The organism is Halomicrococcus gelatinilyticus (genome assembly GCA_024227995.1).
In the GTDB taxonomy this organism is placed as follows: domain Archaea; phylum Halobacteriota; class Halobacteria; order Halobacteriales; family Haladaptataceae; genus Halomicrococcus; species Halomicrococcus gelatinilyticus.
The window spans coordinates 2,631,786-2,650,719 of sequence record CP100465.1; the positions used below are offsets into that span (position 1 = coordinate 2,631,786).

General features: G+C 69.0%; 18 protein-coding genes and 1 pseudogene. 8 read left to right on the top strand and 11 right to left on the bottom strand.

The genetic code is table 11. The features are described from left to right. The first annotated feature begins 220 nt into the window (after positions 1-220). Genes NKT36_RS13935 through NKT36_RS13945 form a run of 3 tightly spaced genes read left to right on the top strand, consistent with a single transcriptional unit; the run spans position 221 to position 1,987 of the window. Positions 221-1,093, top strand: coding sequence for a shikimate kinase (locus NKT36_RS13935; protein ID WP_327051660.1), 873 nt, complete (start codon positions 221-223; stop codon positions 1,091-1,093). After that, positions 1,027-1,356, top strand: coding sequence for a chorismate mutase (locus tag NKT36_RS13940; RefSeq protein WP_407652181.1), 330 nt, complete (start codon positions 1,027-1,029; stop codon positions 1,354-1,356). The genes NKT36_RS13935 and NKT36_RS13940 overlap by 67 nt, the downstream gene beginning before the upstream one ends. Before the next feature lie 40 nt (positions 1,357-1,396). Then, entirely contained in the window at positions 1,397-1,987 is a 591-nt protein-coding gene (locus tag NKT36_RS13945; RefSeq protein WP_327051661.1) for a hypothetical protein, read from the top strand. Positions 1,988-2,114: 127 nt separating this feature from the next. On the opposite strand, the gene NKT36_RS13950 is transcribed toward NKT36_RS13945, so the two are convergent. The 3 genes from NKT36_RS13950 to NKT36_RS13960 all read right to left on the bottom strand — a co-directional run bounded on the left by NKT36_RS13950 (position 2,115) and on the right by NKT36_RS13960 (position 4,462). Then, positions 2,115-2,768: a hypothetical protein gene (locus tag NKT36_RS13950; protein ID WP_327051662.1), complete on the bottom strand. Its 654-nt coding sequence runs from the start codon at positions 2,766-2,768 to the stop codon at positions 2,115-2,117. Between the two features lie 214 nt (positions 2,769-2,982). Continuing rightward, positions 2,983-3,576 carry a GNAT family N-acetyltransferase gene (locus NKT36_RS13955; RefSeq protein WP_327051663.1) on the bottom strand — a complete coding sequence of 198 codons (594 nt, stop codon included), beginning with the start codon at positions 3,574-3,576 and terminating at the stop codon, positions 2,983-2,985. A gap of 205 nt (positions 3,577-3,781) precedes the next feature. Next, a complete protein-coding gene (locus tag NKT36_RS13960; protein ID WP_327051664.1) occupies positions 3,782-4,462 on the bottom strand; it encodes a carbonic anhydrase in 681 nt (226 codons plus the stop codon). A 92-nt stretch (positions 4,463-4,554) separates the two neighbouring features. Here NKT36_RS13960 and NKT36_RS13965 point away from each other — a divergent pair, with 92 nt between their 5' ends. Then, entirely contained in the window at positions 4,555-5,559 is a 1,005-nt protein-coding gene (locus tag NKT36_RS13965) for an NAD(P)H-dependent flavin oxidoreductase (protein ID WP_327051665.1), read from the top strand. A gap of 18 nt (positions 5,560-5,577) precedes the next feature. Here the strand turns inward: NKT36_RS13965 and NKT36_RS13970 are convergent, their stop codons facing one another. The 4 genes and pseudogenes from NKT36_RS13970 to NKT36_RS19260 all read right to left on the bottom strand — a co-directional run. Continuing rightward, positions 5,578-6,468 (bottom strand): CPBP family intramembrane glutamic endopeptidase, encoded by an 891-nt coding sequence (locus NKT36_RS13970; protein WP_327051666.1) that lies wholly within the window; start codon positions 6,466-6,468, stop codon positions 5,578-5,580. A gap of 76 nt (positions 6,469-6,544) precedes the next feature. Then, complete coding sequence (locus tag NKT36_RS13975; protein ID WP_327051667.1) at positions 6,545-7,726, bottom strand: tryptophan--tRNA ligase; 1,182 nt, start codon at positions 7,724-7,726, stop codon at positions 6,545-6,547. Between the two features lie 294 nt (positions 7,727-8,020). Continuing rightward, positions 8,021-8,779: an MFS transporter gene (locus NKT36_RS13980; RefSeq protein ID WP_327051668.1), complete on the bottom strand. Its 759-nt coding sequence runs from the start codon at positions 8,777-8,779 to the stop codon at positions 8,021-8,023. Positions 8,780-8,922: 143 nt separating this feature from the next. Then, a pseudogene (locus NKT36_RS19260) lies at positions 8,923-9,288 on the bottom strand (MFS transporter); the annotation flags it as partial. Positions 9,289-9,437: 149 nt separating this feature from the next. Here NKT36_RS19260 and NKT36_RS13990 point away from each other — a divergent pair. Both NKT36_RS13990 and NKT36_RS13995 read left to right on the top strand, forming a co-directional pair. Next, positions 9,438-10,193: a prephenate dehydrogenase gene (locus NKT36_RS13990; RefSeq protein ID WP_327051670.1), complete on the top strand. Its 756-nt coding sequence runs from the start codon at positions 9,438-9,440 to the stop codon at positions 10,191-10,193. Further along, on the top strand, positions 10,190-11,584 hold the full coding sequence (locus tag NKT36_RS13995; RefSeq protein WP_327051671.1) for a small ribosomal subunit Rsm22 family protein: 1,395 nt from the start codon (positions 10,190-10,192) through the stop codon (positions 11,582-11,584). Before NKT36_RS13990 ends, NKT36_RS13995 begins: the two co-directional genes overlap by 4 nt. Here the strand turns inward: NKT36_RS13995 and NKT36_RS14000 are convergent. After that, on the bottom strand, positions 11,581-11,793 hold the full coding sequence (locus tag NKT36_RS14000; protein ID WP_327051672.1) for a hypothetical protein: 213 nt from the start codon (positions 11,791-11,793) through the stop codon (positions 11,581-11,583). The genes NKT36_RS13995 and NKT36_RS14000 overlap by 4 nt on opposite strands. A 135-nt stretch (positions 11,794-11,928) precedes the next feature. On the opposite strand from NKT36_RS14000, the gene surE reads away from it, so the two are divergent. Then, complete coding sequence (surE, locus tag NKT36_RS14005) at positions 11,929-12,705, top strand: 5'/3'-nucleotidase SurE (protein ID WP_327051673.1); 777 nt, start codon at positions 11,929-11,931, stop codon at positions 12,703-12,705. A 45-nt stretch (positions 12,706-12,750) separates the two neighbouring features. Here surE and NKT36_RS14010 read toward each other — a convergent pair whose 3' ends face one another. The 3 genes from NKT36_RS14010 to NKT36_RS14020 form a co-directional block, all read right to left on the bottom strand. Then, positions 12,751-13,266, bottom strand: coding sequence for a GNAT family N-acetyltransferase (locus tag NKT36_RS14010; RefSeq protein WP_327051674.1), 516 nt, complete (start codon positions 13,264-13,266; stop codon positions 12,751-12,753). Between the two features lie 77 nt (positions 13,267-13,343). Further along, positions 13,344-14,138, bottom strand: a complete 795-nt coding sequence (locus NKT36_RS14015; RefSeq protein WP_407652217.1) for an aldo/keto reductase — start codon at positions 14,136-14,138, stop codon at positions 13,344-13,346. 442 nt (positions 14,139-14,580) lie between these two features. Continuing rightward, entirely contained in the window at positions 14,581-15,753 is a 1,173-nt protein-coding gene (locus NKT36_RS14020) for a M24 family metallopeptidase (RefSeq protein WP_327051676.1), read from the bottom strand. Positions 15,754-15,845: 92 nt separating this feature from the next. On the opposite strand from NKT36_RS14020, the gene NKT36_RS14025 reads away from it, so the two are divergent. Next, positions 15,846-18,932, top strand: coding sequence for an FAD-binding and (Fe-S)-binding domain-containing protein (locus NKT36_RS14025; RefSeq protein ID WP_327051677.1), 3,087 nt, complete (start codon positions 15,846-15,848; stop codon positions 18,930-18,932). Positions 18,933-18,934: the final 2 nt, after the last annotated feature.

Genomic DNA, 18,934 nt, shown 5'->3' on the forward strand with positions numbered 1-18,934 from the left:
TGAATCTCACCCCTATGGACGCCGATCCGCGACATAAAGCCACGTTCGTTCCGTCAGCCACGTTCGCCGGCTGTCGTATCCGACGTTGCATCGGAATCGACCCGTCGGAAACGAACTCGGAGGAGGAGACGTTACCGGTGGCGCATGGACGTTCCGGGACGGCACCGGGACGTTTGTCGCGACCGCCAGCGTGAAGACGGGGCCACGCGAACCGCGAGGCATGCACGGCCGCGCCGAAGCCCCTGCCGCGGGGACGGTCCTGAACGCGCTCGCGACCGGCGTCGGATCTGCGTTCGCCATCGACGCCACCACCACGGCCGAGGTCGACCTCGACGGGTCGGGCACGGTCGACGGGACGGTCGCGGACGCGCCGGACGCCGACACGGCGCTGGTCGAGCGCTGCGTGGAGTTCGCAGTCGAGGAGTACGGCGACGACGCGGCGTCAGTGCCGGAGAACGTCGGCGGGACGGTCCGCACGGAGAGCGAGGTGCCGATGGCGGCGGGGCTGAAGAGTTCGAGTGCTGCTGCGAACGCGACGGTGCTGGCGACGCTGGACGCGCTCGGCGTCGCCGAGGACGTGCCGCGGATCGACGCCTGCCGACTCGGCGTGCGCGCGGCCCGCGACGCCGGCGTCACGGTGACCGGCGCGTTCGACGACGCGAGCGCCAGCATGCTCGGCGGCGTCACGGTGACCGACAACGGCGAGGACGAACTGCTCGCCCGCGAGGCGTTCGACCGCGACGTGCTGGTGTGGACGCCGCCGGAGCGCGCCTACAGCGCCGACGCGGACGTCGACCGCTGCCGGCGCGTCGCGCCGATGGCCGACCTCGTCGCCGACCTCGCGCTCGACGGCGCGTTCGAGCGCGCGATGACGGTCAACGGTTTCGCGTTCTGCGCGGCGCTCGGCTTCCCGAGCGACCCGCTGGTCGAGGCGCTGCCCGACGCGGGCGGCGTCTCGCTGTCGGGAACCGGGCCGAGCTTCGTCGCGGTGGGCGAACGAGCGGCGTTACAGGAGGTACGTGAACAATGGAACACCAGGGAGGGAACGACGTGGCTGACGACGACACGGAACGACGGGACCCGAACGACATGAGCCTCGCGGAGCTCCGTGAGGAGATCGAGAGCATCGACCGCGAGATAGTCGAACTCATCGCCCGACGGACGTACGTCGCGGAGACAGTAGCGCACGTGAAGGAGGCCCAGGACAAGCCGACGACCGACGAGTCCCAGGAACAGCGCGTGATGGACCGGGCGGGCGAGAACGCCGAGCGCTTCGACGTGGACTCCAACCTCGTCAAGGCCGTCTTCCGCCTGCTCATCGAACTGAACAAGGTCGAGCAGCGTGATAAGAGGTAGCACTCGACACAATTATTTGGTCGCGAGCTGATAGCTGTGTATGGCCCTCCCAACCGGACTCGTCCCCGTCTTGGTCTTTGTCCTCACTGTTGGAATTGCGGTACCCGTGACCCTCGGGTCACACTTGATTTATCGCAACGGCAACGGAGCGTTTGGTTCGGCGCTACGAATTGCTCTACTTGAGGCGAGTGTACTGTACCTCGTCGGTATTCTCGTCATTTGGGCAATCGCAGGAGGACTCGAACTCTGGGAAATTCCGATTACGCTCCTCGTTACTGGAGTCCTCACCCTGATTATCTTGGTGATGCTCCCACTGATAGTCGGACGGCGTTTTATTCAACATTTCCGACCCGTCGATAGAGAGACTGCGTTACGGTTTGCGACGTACGGATGGCCAATTACGATGCTCATGGTGTTCGGGACATTCATCGCTCCTGGCGGACTCGTCCACGGTGACCTCCTTTTGCTCGGAGGGAAGCGAATCTGCGTCGCAGGATTCTGTGGAATTGGCGTCTCGTTTGTGATGGCTATGGTTCTCGAAATAGTCGTGGCCGTGCTCGGCCCCGGTATCGTTGGATTGGTACTCTACTCTTCAGCAGTGAGAACATACGAGAGAGGTGCGAGCACATAGCTGGAAACGATACTACAGAGAAAGAAAGCGGCAAAGTAGACGGAATCTGTAACGTCAGTTTGAGACCTGAACAAAGTTGAACAACGAGAAAGCAGGTAATTTACTCGCGTTTCACAGAGAGCGACTGCTAATAGCTGAACTCGTGGATGAGTAGCTCACCGTCACCAGCTTGTTCACAGAGGATAGCAATAGCGTCGATTATGCGGAGTTGGCAGGCGTCCGGGTGAGAGCCAACGTCCCGTGCGATTTCCGCGTAGAAGGCGTCCGTCTCGGGGAGGATCGGTCGTAGTTCCTCGGCAAGTTCTGAGAGTTCGCTCCCGTAGAGAAACCCTGTTAGGTCGGTTTCGAACAGGTAATCAGTTTCACGGACTTCGATACGATAGGACGCGTCGTCCGCTCTTCCGACGAGTTTACGCCAGAGTTCGGCCCCATGCTCAGAATGTTCCGCTAGAAATTCGGGAATCCATTCGTAGAGAACACGTCCGTCTTTACCGGTGAGAAGCGATAATGCACACCCCTGATGCGGAGCAGTCAGGCCGTATAATGTCGGCGTCCATCCGAGTACATCTGCGAACTCGTCGAAGGAATTGCGCGTGGGCGGCGGCGTAAACCCATCGACCAACGCGAGTGCATCACCTAATCTCTCCCGAGCCTCTCGTACCGTCGGAGGCGTCTCCTCCCCCATAGCTTGCACGATGGAACTCAGTTCTTCGTAATCCCGCTCAAAATGCCCATAGAGTTCGTGGTGGTCAATTAGCCTAAACGTGCCGTCATATCCCATGAGTCATGTTTGTGCGAGGCGCCTGATAACGATTGAGTTCAATGTCTGCATTCGTCGTTCGTTTACATATGAAAGCTCCTGAACGTCTGTTCCGCTTGCTTTCAGCGGTATTGGAGAGTTCCTGCGGTCTATTTTCACAAGAACACATTATGGATTTCAGTTACCTGAACAAGGTCGAGCAGCGAGAGAGCAGGTAACACCGATAGAGACTGCCTCAGAGTTCGACGTCGGCGAGCCCTGTGCCGACCGCGTCCCGTAACTCCGCGGTGCCCTCGAACTCCTCGACTGGCGTCGGCGGGTCGGGGTCGTCGTCGTGCGGTCGGAGGGTGCGCTGCCACCACTGCACGTCGCGCCACTCGCCGTGCTTGTAGCCGGCGTTCCGGTACACGCCGACCGGCTCGAACCCCATCTCCCGATGGAACGCCACGCTCGCCGGATTCGGCAGCGTCGTCCCCGCGTAGACGTTGTAGAACCCCTGCAGTCGCAGGACCGCGAACAGGGACCTGTAGAGGCCGCTCGCGACGCCGGCCCGGTGATGCTGGTCGTCCACGTAGACCGACGACTCCACGTCCCACTGGTACGCGCCGCGACCCCGGTGCTGACTGGCGTACGAGAAGCCGACCACGTCACCGTCGTGTTCGCAGACGAGCCACGGATACGAACCGCGTTTCTTCGCGAGTCGCTGCTCGAACTCCTCGTCGCTCGGTGGCGAGAGTTCGAAGGAGACGGTCGTGTCGCGGACGTACGGCGCGTAGATTCTCCTGCATTCGGTCGCGTCGTCGGGCGTCACGAGGCGAATCGTCACCATACTGCGGTGATGACCGACGAGACGTACTTAACAGGAAGTGATAGGGGTCGACCGTTCGCCGTCGACGCCTCGAAGTGCGGCAGTGCCGCGACGTCCGTCTCGACGGCCGAAACGAGGTCGCAGAACGCCGGGTTCGACGGGGCGTCCGGAGAGGCACGTCGCGATTGACCGGTACTTTCGCTCGCCCAGGAGTGTTAGTTCTGCTTCAGTACTCCCAGAGCCGACGGATTCGCGATTCGATCTCCGGATGGTCGACTCGAAGGGACTCGACGTCCGTCTCGCCGTCGACGTTGACGACCTGCACCTCGCCGCGGCGGTCGGAGTAGACGTCCTGGAAGTCGTAGACGACGCCGACGACGTCGACGTCGTCGAGGATCTCGTTGCTCTCCAGGAGGAACTCGACCTGGCGGTCGACGTTGTACTCGACGAGGCGGTTCACGGCCTCCGGACGGCTCAGGTCGTCGGGGAGTGCTTCGACGCCCGCTTCGAGGCGGGGTGCTAGCAGGCCGATGCAGTGCTCGATGCCGGCGGGCTCGTCGAGGCCTTCGGTCAGGTCGTCGTAGGTAGCGGTGACGGCACCACAGCCGGTGTGTCCAACGACGACGACTGTCTCGGTGCCGGTGTGGGCGACGGGGTAGAGGACGTCGCCGGAGACCGCCTCGCCGTCGTCGGTCCGCTGGACGACGCGGTTGCCGATATTGCCGCAGGTGAAGACGCGTCCGGGGTCGGCGTTGCCCCACATGGCGTCCTGCAGGACGCGCGAGTCCGAACAGCAGACGGTGACCACGTCCGGTTCCTGGGAGTCCTGTACGTCGTCGAACCGCGACTCGAACTCGCTGGCGTGCTCGGCGTTGCGTTCCAGCAACTCGACGACTGTCTGGCGCATGGTTCAGACGAGACGCTCCGTCACGTATAATCCCCGGTTCCGGACTGCTGGAACCCCCGGAGTATATGCGCGCGGCGTCCGCTTCTCCCCACATGTCGCTCGAGACACCGTTCACCGACGCGCTCGGTCTCGACGTCCCAATCGTCCAGGCGCCGATCGGTAGCGCAACCTGTCCCGCGCTGGCGGCCGCCGTGGCCGACGCCGGCGCGCTGGGCATGCTGGCGGTGACGTGGCGGGACGAGGCGGCGACGCGGGCGGTCGTCGCCGAGACGCGACGGCGCACCGACGGGGTCTTCGGGGTGAACGTCGTCATCGACCCGGACGCCAAGACGGTACCGACGGAGACCCACGTCGAGGCCTGTCTCGACGAGGGCGTCGACGTGTTCTCCTTCTCGTTCGGCGACGCCGCGCCGTACGTCGACCGGATTCACGCCGAGGGCGGTGTCGTCCTGCAGTCGGTCGGCAGCGCCGCGGCGGCGAAACGGGCCGTCGATGCAGGGGTGGACGTCGTCGTCGCGCAGGGCTGGGAGGCGGGCGGCCACGTCCAGGGCGACGTCGCCACGCTCCCGCTGGTGCCGCGCGTCGTCGACGCGGTCCCCGAGACGCCGGTCGTCGCCGCGGGCGGCATCGCGGACGGTCGCGGAATCGCTGCCGCGCTCGCACTCGACGCGGACGGCGCGTGGCTCGGCACGCGGTTCCTCGCGACCGAGGAGGCCGACGTCCACCGACTGTACCGCCGGCGCGTCGTCGAAGCGGACGAGACGGAGACGGTCCACTCGACGCTGTTCGACGAAGGGTGGCCGGACGTTCCACACCGGGTGCTGGAGAACGAGACCGTCGAGGCGTGGGAGGCGGCGGGTCGCCCGGACAGCGACCGGCCGGGGGCGGGCGAGGTCGTCGCCGAGACCGAGGACGGGACGCCCGTCCGGCGCTACGAGGACTCGCTCGCCGTTCCGGGGATGACCGGCGCTGTCGAGGACCTCCCCCTCTACGCCGGCCAGAGCGCGGGCGGCGTAGAGGACGTCGAACCGGCGGACGAGGTCGTGACGACGCTCGCCGCGGAGACGGACGAGGCACTGACGAACGCCCGGCGATAGCGTCGTCGGGCGCGCCCGTCAGTCGTCGAGTCGACGGACGGGCCGCGGGACGTCCCGTCCGCGCAGCGACTCCGCCCCCTCGACCGCGACGAGCAGGGCCGCGACGGCGAAGGTGCCGAGGAAGACGTACGGGTAAATCGCGGCGTCGAACCCCATCACCTCGCCGCGGAGGTTGCCGAAGGCGTGGAAGCAGATGGCCGCGAGGACGCTCCGGCGCGTGTTGTTGTAGACCCAGGTGGCGACGACCGCGGTGAGAGCGACGTCCGGCAGCCACCACCACAGCTCCGGCTGGAACGTCGTCTCCTGGTAGTACCCCGTCATGAGGGTGAGCGGCACGTGCCAGGCGGCCCACGTCGCGCCGAGCACCAGACTCGCGGCGAGCGCGCTGTAGCGCGCCTGCAGGCGGTCGAACCAGTAGCCGCGGAGCCCCGTCTCCTCGACGAGCGGGATGAGGAAGGCGAACGCCACGAGCGAGACGAGCGCGACCGGGTCGACCAGCCGCTGGACCTCGATGAACTCTAGCGGCGACGACGTCAGTCCGACCGCCAGCGCGATGCCCGCCAGGGCCACGGTGAACGCCGGCCAGTAGGCCACCAGGACGACCCACCATCGGGGGCTGATGCGCCCGACCCCGGTCAGTCGCCGGCACAGGTCCGCGTACCCCGAACGACCCTGCGTCAGCCCGAGCAGCAGGACCCCGGCGAGTAGCGGGCTCAGGCCGCCGACGGCCAGGAGCGCGACGTTCGGGAACGTCCACACGGACTCGCCGGACGCGACCACGGGTGCCCAGAACAGGTAGGCCCACCCGAGGTACAGCACCGGGAACCCCCACGGCGTCGCCCGCCGCGCGAGCGAGCGCAGTCGCGTACCGCCCGATTCGGGGTCCTCGGTCCGGTGGCGTCGCTCCATCGTCTGCTGGCGACGTACGGGCGGCAGGTAGAAATAGTCACTCGCAGGTGCGACGGGCGCTAGCCACGCCGTCGACCTACTGCTGGACGAGCGCGTCGTCGGGGTAGCCGACCCGCCGTCGCGCCTCGACCCGTTCGCGCTCTGTCAGGCGGAACGGCGGGAGTTCCTCCTCTAGCGGCCCCAGCGCCGCGCGCCGCTCCTGGTGCGCTTCGAGGAAGTCGGCGACCTGCTCCGCGGCGATGTCCTTGAGTTCGCCGCTCAGCAGCGACCCCTCGCGGTACTCGCGGGCCAGCCGTTCGAGTCGCTCGTCGTCCGCCTCGAAGAAGTACTGGAGCAGGAGGAACGGGACGTCGACGGTCGGGTCGCCGCCGTGCTCTCGGTGGGCGTCGACGCTCGACCGCCCGCCGGAGTAGGCGTGTGTCCGCATCTTCTCGACGACCGTTTCCCGGTCGTCGGTGAGCAGGACGTCCGGCGCGTCCCCCGAGGAGCTCATCTTCCCCGGGCCAGCGAGGCTGGGGAGGAACTTCGAGAGCAGGGCGCCCGGCTTGGCCACGTCGTAGCGCCGCTTGCCGGCGACGTCGCGGCAGACGCGGACGTGGGGGTCCTGGTCGACCGCGATGGGGACGAGCGTGGGGTGGCGCCCTTCGACGAGCTGGGGCAGCAGGAGGTGTGCGGCCTGCACGGCGGGGTAGAACGAGAGGCCGACGTTCGCCGGCGCGCCGTACGTCGCCTCGACGGTGGACTGGGTCACGTCCGCCGCGAACGCCGTCGCGAGGGGGTAGAGGACGTCGGCGTCGGCCGTGTCGACCACGATGCGCGTGCGCTCGGGGTCGAAGCCGACGGCGAGGAGGTCGCGCATGTTCTCGCGGACGTGGTCGCTCGTCGCCGCGAGCGACTGGTCCTTCAGGAAGTACTTCTCGTCGTCCGACAGCGGGACGTAGACGACGGCGCCGGTCCGGTCCTGCAGGTGCTTCGCGAAGTAGAACGGCAGGACGTGGCCGAGGTGCATCGGTCCGGACGGACCGCGTCCGGTGACGATGGAGTGGGTCTCGCCCGCGTTCGCGGCGTCGAGGAACGGGTCCAGGTCGCGCTCCGCGTAGAACACGTCGCGCCGGACGAGCGGGTGGACCGGGTCCGGGAACGTCGCTCGCTGTTCGTCGGTCAGTGCGTCTGCGCCGAACCGTTCGAGGAGGCGGTCGTAGTCGACGTCGCCCTCGACGGCGTACGGCGTCACGGTGAAGTCGTGGTCTGCTGGCATACGTGGAGGTGTCGCTGGTCGCTCGGCGGTCGATACGGACGAGAAAGCGAGTGAGCGCCGCGGTCGCGGCCACCGGGTTAGGCCCGGTCGCCGCCGAGCGCGACACTGTCCGCTTCCCGTGGCTCACGCCAGCGCCAGCGACCGACGTCGGGGGAAGCGGACGTCACGGTGACCTGTTGGCTCGACGGGTATTTAAATGCATCTCCCGGGAAGCGGCGACGGAACGACGGCTCGACCGCGCGCTACTGTTCGGTCGAGTAACGTCTGGGGCCGGCGTCGCACGCTCGCCCGGTGTCACGTCGTCGTCTCGCCCGCATCGGCCGTCTCGCCGACGACATCGAACCGGACCGCGGCGGCGACCCCGACCGCCAGGAGCAGGCATCCGGAGAGGGCGAAGACGAGGAACGGCGAGTGCGACGCGGTCAGGTACCCCGCGCCGAGGAGCGCGACGGGGAACGGCAACTGGAGCACCGCGTTGGCGAGCGCGACCACCGTCCCGCGGTCGTCGTCGTCCGCCGCCAGCTGCACCAGGCTGTCGCTCGGGACGTTGAACAGCGGCTGAAAGCCGCCGAGGACGAACACCGCCGCGGCGACGACGGCGAGTCGTGCCGTCGTCGGGAAGCCGGCAACGAGCGTCCCGAGCACGGCGACCCCGAGGGCGGCGATGCCGACGGAGAGGACGCCCGCGACGTACGTCTCCTCCCGGGACCACGGGACGACGGGGACGGCGTGGTTGCCGAGGAGCTTCCCGGCGGCGAGCGCGCCGCGGAGCACGCCGTACGCCAGCGCGACGCCGAAGGCCTCCCAGCCGAGCGTCGCGAGGAGCAGCGAGTAGGGGACGACGGCGAGGTTGACGCCGACGCCGAACAGCACCACGTCGCGGACGACGGTGCCGCGGACCACGTCGGCACCTGCCCGGACCTCGGCGACGAAGTCGGACAGCACGTCCCGCGGACCGTGGAGGTCCGCGAGGTCCGGCGCTGGCGCGGTGACGGCAGCGAGCGGCAACGCCGCCAGCGCCGTGGCGACGGCAGCGCCGACCAGCGTCGGCACGCCGCCGAGGTACTGGGTGAGCGCCCGCCCGCCAGCAGGAAGCCGATCGACAGCGCCGTCCCCGAGACGTAGAACTGCGAGTTCGCCTCGTCCAGGTTCGCCTCGTCGACGATCGTCGGCAGCGCCGCCTCGCGGGCGTTGTGGTACGCGGCCCGCGTCACCGACAGCAGCGCGAGCGCGAGGTAGAGGTGGCCGACGGCGAGCGTCCCGACGACCGCGGTCAGGGGGACGAGCGTGACGACGGCGGCCTCGGCGAGTGCCGCGCCGACCATGACCCGGCCGCGGGGGAGCCGGTCGACGTAGTAGCCGAGGACCGGCGCGAGGAGGACGTCCGGCGTCGTCCCGAGCGCCAGCGCGATACCCAACTGGAGCGGGTCGCCGGTGAGCTGCAGCACGAGCCACGGGACGGCGATGCGTCGCAGACCGGCGCCGAACTTCAGGACCGTCTCGCCCGTCCAGAGTCGGCGGTACTCCGCGTCGGTCGCGACCAGTCGAAACGGGTGCTTCATCGGTCGTCCTCCCGGCCGTCGGGCCGATAGTGGCGAGGTCGTGTCTGATAGCCGATGAATCTGTCCCTTCGGCGGGGGGCACCGGCGCGCCGCCCGGAAGGTGCGACCAAACGAACCGCTTTTACCGGGAACACGCCAATGCGAAGGCGATGAACGTACTCGTCGTCGGTGCGGGCGCGATGGGTCGCTGGTTCGGCGAGGCGGTCGACTGCGAGGTGGCGTTCGCGGACGTCGACCCCGAGGTGGCGGCCGACGCCGCGGCCGAACTCGGCGAGCGAACGGTCGCGCTGGAGACAGACGAGTCCTTCACGGCCGTCTGCGTCGCCGTCCCCATCCCGGCCGCGACCGAGGCCATCGCCGAGCACGCCGGGAAGGCCGAATCGGCGGTCGTCGACGTCACGGGCGTCATGGCCGACCCCCTCGAAGCGATGGCCGAGAACGCGCCCGACCGCGAACGGCTCAGCCTCCACCCCCTGTTCGCGCGGGCGAACGCCCCGGGGAACGTCGCCGCAGTCGTCGACGAGGCGGGGCCGACGACCGACCGCCTGCTGTCGTGGCTGCGCGAGCGCGGCAACGACGTCGTCGAGACGACGGCGCAGGAGCACGACGAGGCGATGTCGACCGTCCAGGCGGGCGCGCACGCGGCGGTGCTCGCGTTCGCGCTCGCGGCCGACCCCGTCCCGGAGGGACTGCGGACGCCCGTCTACGACGAGTTCGCCGACCTCGTCGAGACCGTCACCGGCGGCGACCCGCGGGTGTACGCCGACATCCAGGCGGCGTTCGATGGCGCCGAGGACGTCGCGGCGGCGGCCCGGCGGGTAGCCGACGCCGACCCCGGGGCCTTCGAGCGACTGTACGAGGAAGCCGGCACCGAGCAGGCAGGCGACGGGGAGGCGGGACGATGAACGCCGACCAGCGCGAGGGCGTGGTCTCGAACGCGAAGTACCTCCGCAGCGTGCGCCCCGTCGACCCGGAGGAGGTCAGCGAGTACGTCGAGGGCCAGCCCCACCCCGCCGCCGTCCGGCAGGTGCTGCGCGAGGAGGCCGTCGACCTCGGCCTCGTGGAGCGCGACGACGGGACGTTCGAACCGGCGTCCGAGGAACCCGTCCCCCACGAGTTCCGCGGCGTCGAGCGGTTCCCGGAGCGGTACGGACGGTGCCTCGAGGACCTGCTGGTCGAGTCGCTCGGCGTCGGGTGGCCCGACGCCGAGACGGGCGAACAGCTCCGGACGACCATCCGACGGCTCAAGGAGGACTACTTCGCGCAGAACCCCGTCGAGTACGACCGCGACGTGGCGCTGGGCTACGCCGTCTATCACCTGCCTGACTACTACGCCGTCGTCCAGTACGTGCTCTCGGAGTTGACCGAACGGGGCCTGCTCTCCGGGCGACTCCGGGTGCTCGACGTGGGCGCGGGCGTCGGCGGGCCGGCGATCGGCCTGCACGACCTCCTGCCCGAGGACGCGCTGGTGGACTACCACGCCGTCGAACCGGGCGAGTCCGCCGACGTGCTCGCGGAGATGCTTTCGGAGACCGGGCGCAACTTCCACCCGACGGTCCACCGCGATATGGCCGAGGCGTTCGACCCCGAGGGGACCTACGACCTGGTCCTGTTCGCGAACGTCCTCAGCGAACTCGACGATCCGGAAGCAGTCACCCGCAAGTACCTCGACGTCGTCGCCGACGACGGGTCGCTGGTCGCCATCGCGCCGGCCGACCGGAACGCCAGCATCGGCCTGCGCGAGGTGGAGCGGTCGGTCACCGACCGCGCGACGGTGTTCTCGCCGACGCTGCGCCTGTGGCCGGGCGAGGAGCCGTCGGACGACTGCTGGTCGTTCGACGTGAAGCCCGACGTCGAGGTGCCGCCGTTCCAGCGCCGACTCGACGAGGCAGGCGAGGGCGACGGCGAGTTCGTCAACGCCGACGTGCAGTACTCCTACAGCATCCTCCGGCGCGACGACACCCGGCGCCTGGACCTGACCGCGGACGCAGGCCGGTTCGCGAAGATGGCGGAGATGGAGCGCCACGTCACCCGACGCGTCGACCTGCTGGCGGTGAAGCTCAGCCACTCGCTGTCGGAGTCGGACGCCGACAACCAGGTGTATCGCGTCGGCGACGGGAGCCAGCAGGAGGACCACTTCGCGGTGCTGGCGAAGGAGACGGCGCTGAACGCCGCCCTGGCCGACGCCGGGTACGGCGAACCGCTCGTGTTCGAGGAGGTGCTCGTGCTCTGGAACGACGACGAGGCGGCCTACAACCTGGTGGTCGACGAGAAGACGATCGTGGACCGGCTCTAGTTCCGCTCGGGGTCCTGGCGGACGGACTCGTAGTAGACGCCGAACTTGCCCTCGTCGTTCGGGGAGAGCGGGATGCCGTTCTCGGCGAGGAGTTCGACCGTCCGCCTGGGCTCACAGTCGAACCAGATGGAGAGGATGTCCACGTTCCGCTGTGCGTACTCGTAGTTGAGTTCCAGCCTCCGTGCCTCCGTGACGTCTCTCTCCGCCATGTCCACGTAGTCGAACAGAACGTTTCACTATAAATCCCATTGCTTCTTTGATTATATTTCTCCCTCGGCGACCCTCACGATGGCCGTGCGCCGGACAGCGATGCACTTTTGCGCTCCGCCCCCGACGCCGCGCACATGGCCGACCAGTTGGAGATACTGTTGACCAACGACGACGGTATCGACAGTCCCGGCATCCGAGCGCTGTACGAGGCCCTCCAGGACGTGGGCAACGTCACCACCGTCGCTCCTGCGACCGACCAGAGCGCCGTGGGGCGGGCGATGTCCTACGAGGTGGAGGTGGAGGAACACGAACTCGGATACGCCGTCGCGGGCACGCCCTCCGACTGCGTCGTCGCCGGCCTGGAGGAACTCGGTCCGTACCCCGACATCGTCGTCTCCGGGTGCAACGAGGGCGCGAACATGGGCGCGTACGTCCTCGGCCGCTCCGGCACCGTCAGTGCCGCCGTCGAGTCCGCCTTCTTCGGCGTCCCCGCCATCGCCGTCTCCCTGCACGTCCCGAACCACCTCTGGCCCTACGACACCTCCGTCGACGAGTACGAGGACGCCGCTCGCGTGACCAGCTACCTCGTCGACCACGCGCTCGGCGCGGGCGTGTTCGAGCAGGCGGAGTACCTGAACGTGAACGCGCCGATGGCCGGCGACGAACCGGCGCCGATGGAGGTCACCCGTCCCTCCCACGTCTACGACATGGACGCGACGAGCGAGGGCGGCGTCGTCACCCTCCACGACCGGACGTGGGAGCAGATGCAGAACGACACCATCCCGGACCCCGACGGCACGGACCGCCGCGCCATCCACGAGGGCCGGGTGAGCGTCTCGCCGCTCACCGCCCCGCACACCACCGAGCACCACGAGGCGCTCGACGCGCTCGCGGAGACGTACCTGAACTAGGTCCGATCGGGTGAAACTGCCGTTCTCGGCGGAACTGTCGCTCGCCTACGCCAGTTCGAGTTCCATCTCCATCTCGGGGCCGCCGGCGCGAATCGTCTCGAAGCCCAGAGACTTGTAGAGCGAGACGGCGGGCCGGTTGGTCCGGGCCACCGAGAGCCAGACGCGATCGACGTCCCGCTGGCGGCCGAGGTCCAGCAGGGCCTGAACCGTCTCGGTGCCGACGCCGACGCCGCGGAAGGATGGATGGACGAACACCGCGAGTTCGTGGCTGCCGTGGCGGTCCTCCAGCAGTGCGGCGTGGCCGACCGCGTCCGTGCCGTGCCACGCGACGACGTTGATGCCGTCGAGCAACCCCTCGACCCACGACCGCCGGTCGTCCGACTTCGCAGGCGGGATGCCCTGCGCGCGGTCTTTGTGCTCGAAGGTGTCGTACATCCGGCAGAGCGCCGACGCCACGTCCGTCCGTTCGTCCTCCGCATCGTCGTCGGGGCACCGGAGGTCGATGCGTCGCTTCTGGGCGTCGGCGAACGAGCAAGGCGGGGTGCGGTGGCCGGCACTCATCGCGTCCGAAAGCGAGGGAGTAGAGAACTTAAAGGTAGTGTCCAATCCGCTTACAAGTCATTAAATGGCCTAATGTCTCACTCGTTCCACGGGGCGGCGTCGGGGTCGACCAGGCGCTCCGTCCGGCCGACGTCGTCGACGGCCGCCACGTCATCCTCGTCGAGTTCGACGTCGAGGCTGAGCCAGTTCTCGCGGAGGTGCTCCCGACTCGACGCCTTCGGGATGGCGGTGACGCCCTGCTCGCGCAGCCACGCCAGCGCGACCTGGGCGGGCGTCGCGTCGTGCTTCTCGGCGACGTCCTGCAGTGCCTCGACGTCGTCGACCGCGCCGCGGGCGACGGGCGAGTAGGCGACCAGTTCGACGTCCACGTCGTCCTGCGCGCAGAACTCCCGGAGGTCCTCCTGGGGCAGCATCGGGTGCATCTCCACCTGGTCGGCGAAGATGGGCTCGGGTGCGACGTCGACCGCTTCCTCCAGGAGGTCGACGGTGAAGTTGCTCACCCCGATCTCCTCGATGAGCCCCTCGTCGCGCAGTTCTGCGAACGCCTCCAGCGTGTCCTGTGGCTCGTACTCGCCGGTCGGCCAGTGGACGTACAGCAGGTCGACGTAGTCGAGGCCGAGCCGTTCGAGGCTCGCCTCGGTGCTCTGGATGACGTGGTCGTACGCCAGGTTGTCGGGGCTGACCTTCGTCGCGACGAAGACGTCCTCGCGCGGCACGTCCGACGCGGCGATGGCGTCGCCCACCGCCTCCTCGTTGTCGTACCCCTGCGCGGTGTCGACGTGGCGGTAGCCCATCTCCAGCGCGGTCAGGACGCTCTGGAAGCACTCACCGTAGTCGTCCATATCGTACGTCCCGAGGCCGAGCATCGGCATCCCGCGGTCCGTCGGCGCGGACAGCGCGGCCACCGCCTCGTCGATCTCGACGTCGGCGACTATCTCGGAGACGTCGGGTTCGTCGACCGCCTCCGTCTCCGGCCCCTGTGACTCCGCATCCGCCCGGTCTTCGGTCGTCTCGACGGCTCCTTCGCCGTCCGTGACGTCGGCCGTCGTTCCTTCGTCGACCGTCGTTCCTTCGTCCTCGGTGGCGACGCCTACCGCCGACTCCCGTTCGTTGCCGGAACCCCTGCCGAACAGGTAGCCCGCGGCGAACGCGAGTCCAACGAGCAGCAGACTTCGCAGGCTCGACCCCTCGTCCGATGTGTCGTCGATGTTTCTGGGCACGACGTGTCAGTTGCCGTGCAGTGACTTTTCCGTTGTGGTAGCGCGGAACTCACCGTCCGCGTGCGGACCGTTGGCCGAGGAGAGAACCGTCGGCTCAGTCCAGCACCAGTTCGATGGGGTAGTCCGTGAGGTTCTCGAAGCCGTCCTCGGTGACGACGACGATGTCCTCGATGCGGACGCCGCCGAACTCCGGGTCGTAGAGGCCCGGTTCGACGGTGACGACGTGGCCGGGTTCCAGTTCGCCGCCGTCGGGGCTCAGCCGCGGGAGTTCGTGCACGTCGAGGCCGACGCCGTGGCCCGTGCTGTGGATGAACCCCGTCTCGGCGCTCGGGTCGTCGCGCAGCGTCGCGTAGCCAGCCGCCTCGTACACGTCGCACACCGCGTCGTGGACGTCCTTCCCCGTCGCGCCGGGTTCCAGCGCGTCGAGCGCCGCGTCCAGCGCCTCGTGGGTGAGGTCGTACCGATCGCGGAGTTCGTCGGACGGCTCCCCGCGCAGGAAGGTGCGGGTCATGTCCGCGTGGTACTTGCTCGCCTTGTCCTGCGGGAAGATGTCGACGATGACGGGCTCGTCGACCGCGATGGGACCGCTGCCGCGGTCGTGGGGGTCGGCGGACGCCTCGCCGCAGGCGACGATGGTCTCGTCGAGCGCCGCGCCGTGACGGAGCAGTTCCACCTCGATGGCCTCCTTGACGCGCTCGCTCGTCAGCATCTCGCCCTCGTGGTGGAGGAGGCCGTCCTCGACCGTCGCGTCGGCCAGCAGCGACTCGGCCGCCGCCATCGCCGCCTCGTTGGCGCGCTGGGCGGTCCGGACGTGGTCGACCTCCGCGTCGGTCTTGACCGACCGGATGTCCGTGACGACCGACTCCTCGTCGGCGGCCACCGTCACGCCCTGGTTGCGGACGCCGTCGGCGGTGCCGACCGGGAAGCGTTCGGGAACCAGCACCGAGCCGACGTCGTGGTCGTCGAGGAACGCCGCGACGACGCGGTGGCGGCCCTCCGCCCCGCCATGTTCGGCCACCTTCGCCCGGTAGTCGTAGTCCGACAGTCGCGCGACGTCGCCGTCGGCCTCCGTCTTCGCGCGGCCGTACTCCAGGCTGGAGACGAGCAGGTGGGCGTCACCGTCCTCGTACAGCGTGACGAACGGGTCCGGCGCGTCGAAGCCGGAGAGATAGAGCTGGTCGGAGTCGGTCGAGTCCGCGTCGACGAGGTAGCCGTCGGCGTCGGCGGCGTCGAGCGCCGCGTCCAGCGCCGAGAGGTCCTTCTGCATGTCTTCGCGGAGACGGCCGACGACCAAAACGGTACGGGTTCCGGGCGACGCCGTCCCCATCACTTTTCGAGGAGGCCTCCCAACGCATCCCCATGGCAATGCCCGACGCGGGCGACCCGGCGCGTGACCCCCGCGCCGACTACGACTACGCGACCGACGACGTGCGACGCTCCGGCCTCGTCGCCGACCTCGAAGAGCGCATCGACGGCGAGGCGCGGTTCGACGAGTACACCCGAAAGCTCTACGCCACCGACGCGAGCGCCTACGAGGTGCCGCCGGTCGGCGTCGTCTTTCCGGCCTCGACGGACGACGTGGCGGCCGTGATGGCCTACTGCGCGGAGCGCGAGATCCCCGTCCTCCCCCGGGGCGGCGGCACCAGCCTCGCCGGCCAGGCGGTCAACGAGGCGGTCGTCCTCGACTTCACCCGCCACATGGATGACCTGCTCGACGTCGACCCGGACGACGCGCTCGCCCGTGCACAGCCGGGCGTCGTGCTCGGGGAACTGAACCAGGAGCTGACGGAGCACGACCTGAAGTTCGCGCCCGACCCGGCGTGGGGCGACAAGAGCGCGCTCGGCGGCGCTATCGGCAACAACTCGACGGGCGCCCACTCCCTGAAGTACGGCAAGACCGACGCCTACGTCGAGGCGTGCGAGGTCGTCCTCGCGGACGGCACGGTCACCACCTTCGGCGAGGTGGCGCTGGACGAACTCCGCGAGCGCGCCGACCCCGACGGCGACCTCGAAGCGCGCATCTACGCCGCAGTGCAGCGCATCGTCGACGAGGAGGCCGACGCCGTTCGCGAGGCGTACCCCACGCTGAAGCGCAACGTCTCGGGGTACAACCTCTCGCGGCTCGTCGAGGAGGCCGCGGACGGCGCGGTCAACCTCGCGCGCCTGCTCGCCGGCAGCGAGGGGACGCTCGCCGTCGTCACCGAGGCGACCGTCTCGCTCGAACCCGTCCCGGAGACGAAGTCGATGGCGCTGCTCGCCTACGGCGACCTGCTCGACGCGATGGCGGACGTCGACCCCATCCTCGACCACGACCCGGCCGCCGTCGAGGTGCTCGACGACGTGCTGCTGGACCTCGCCCGGGAGACCGAGGAGTTCGCCGACGTCGTCGGGATGCTCCCGCCGGGTACCGACGCGGTGCTGCTCGTCGAGTTCTACGCCGAGGACGACGCCGACGGCCGCGAGAAGGTCGCCGCGCTCCGCGACGACCGCGAGGGCGACGACGAACCCGCGTTCGCGGCGATGGAGGCCCACGACGATGCCGAGCGCGCCCGCTTCTGGAAGCTCCGCAAGTCCGGGCTCCCCATCCTGCTCTCGCGGACCAGCGACGCAAAGCACATCAGCTTCATCGAGGACGCCGCCGTCCCGCCGGAGAATCTGCCGGAGTACGTCGCCGACTTCGAGGACGTCCTCGCGGAGAACGACACGTTCGCCAGCTTCTACGCCCACGCCGGCCCCGGCTGTCTTCACGTCCGGCCGCTCGTGAACACCAAGAGCCCCGCCGGGGTGAACCAGATGGAGGCCATCGCGGACGGCGTGACCGACCTCGTCGTCGAGTACGGCGGCAGCGTCTCCGGCGAGCACGGCGACGGCCGCGCCCGCACCCAGTGGAACCGCAAGCTGTACGGCGACCACGTCTGGGGGCTCTTTCGCGACCTGAAGGCCGCCTTCGACCCCGACTGGCTGTTGAACCCCGGCCAGGTCTGCGGATACGGCGAGTCCGAGGCCCTGCCGCGCGACGCGCCGGAGCGCGCGACCGCCGTGGACATGACCGAGCACCTGCGGTTCGGCCCCGACTACGAGTTCGACGCCGGCTTCGAGCCGGCGCTGGCCTGGGAGAACGAGAACGGCTTCCAGGGGATGGTCGAGCTCTGTCACGGCTGCGGCGGCTGTCGCGGGGGCCAGGAGACGACCGGTGGCGTGATGTGCCCGACCTACCGCGCCGCCGACGAGGAGATAACCTCCACCCGCGGCCGGGCGAACATGCTCCGGCAGGCGATGAGCGGCGACTGGGGGACGGTCGCCGCCGCGAGCGACGACCAGTTCGACGTCGAGTTCATGAACGAGGTGATGGACCTCTGCATCGGCTGCAAGGGCTGCGCCCGCGACTGCCCCTCGGAGGTGGACATGGCGAAGCTCAAGGCCGAGATCGAGCACGAGCATCACCAGCGCAACGGCGCGAGCGTCCGCGACCAGCTGTTCGCCAGCGTCGGGACGCTGTCGTCGGTCGGCAGTTCGCTCGCGCCCCTCTCCAACTGGGCCGCGAAGGTCCCCGGCGCGCGCACCGTGATGGAGTGGACGCTCGGCATCGCTCGCGAGCGTTCGCTGCCGACGTTCCACGGCGAGAGCCTGGAGGACTGGTTCGTCGCGCGCGGTGGGCCGGCGGTCCCCGAAGCGGAGGCCGACCGGCGCGTCATGCTGTTCCCGGACACCTACACGAACTACAACCACCCCGCGGCAGGCCGGGCCGCCGTCGAGGTGCTGGAGGCGGCCGGCGTCCACGTCCGCATCCCCGCGGACGTCACCGCGAGCGGGCGGCCGGCGTACTCGAAGGGGTTCCTCGACGTCGCGCGGCGGCGCGCCCGGACGAACGTCGACGCGCTCGCGCCACACGTCCGCGACGGCTGGGACGTGGTCGTCGTCGAGCCCTCCGACGCCGTCATGTTCCAGTCGGACTACCTCGACCTCCTGTCGGGCGGGCGCGAGGTCCAGCGCGAGACTGACCCCGGGAGCGCCCCGGGGGCGGTCGACCGTTGGGGGGACGTCGACCGCGTCGCGGCCAACACCTACGGCGTCTGCGAGTACCTCGACGCGTTCGACCTTTCGGCGGACCTCCCGACGGACGGGGACGGGACGCTCACCTACCACGGCCACTGCCACCAGAAGGCGACGAAGAAGGACGGTCACGCCGTCGCCGTCCTCCGCGAGGCGGGGTACGCGGTGGACGAACTCGACTCCGGTTGCTGCGGCATGGCCGGCAGCTTCGGCTACGAGGCCGAGCACTACTCGATGAGCCGCGCCATCGGCGACATCCTGTTCGACCAGGTCGACGACAGCGACGGCGACGAGGTCGTCGCGCCCGGCGCGTCCTGCCGCACCCAGATCGAGGACGGCCGCGGCGACGAGCCGCCCCACCCCATCGAGAAGGTCGCGGCGGCGTTGTGCTGACG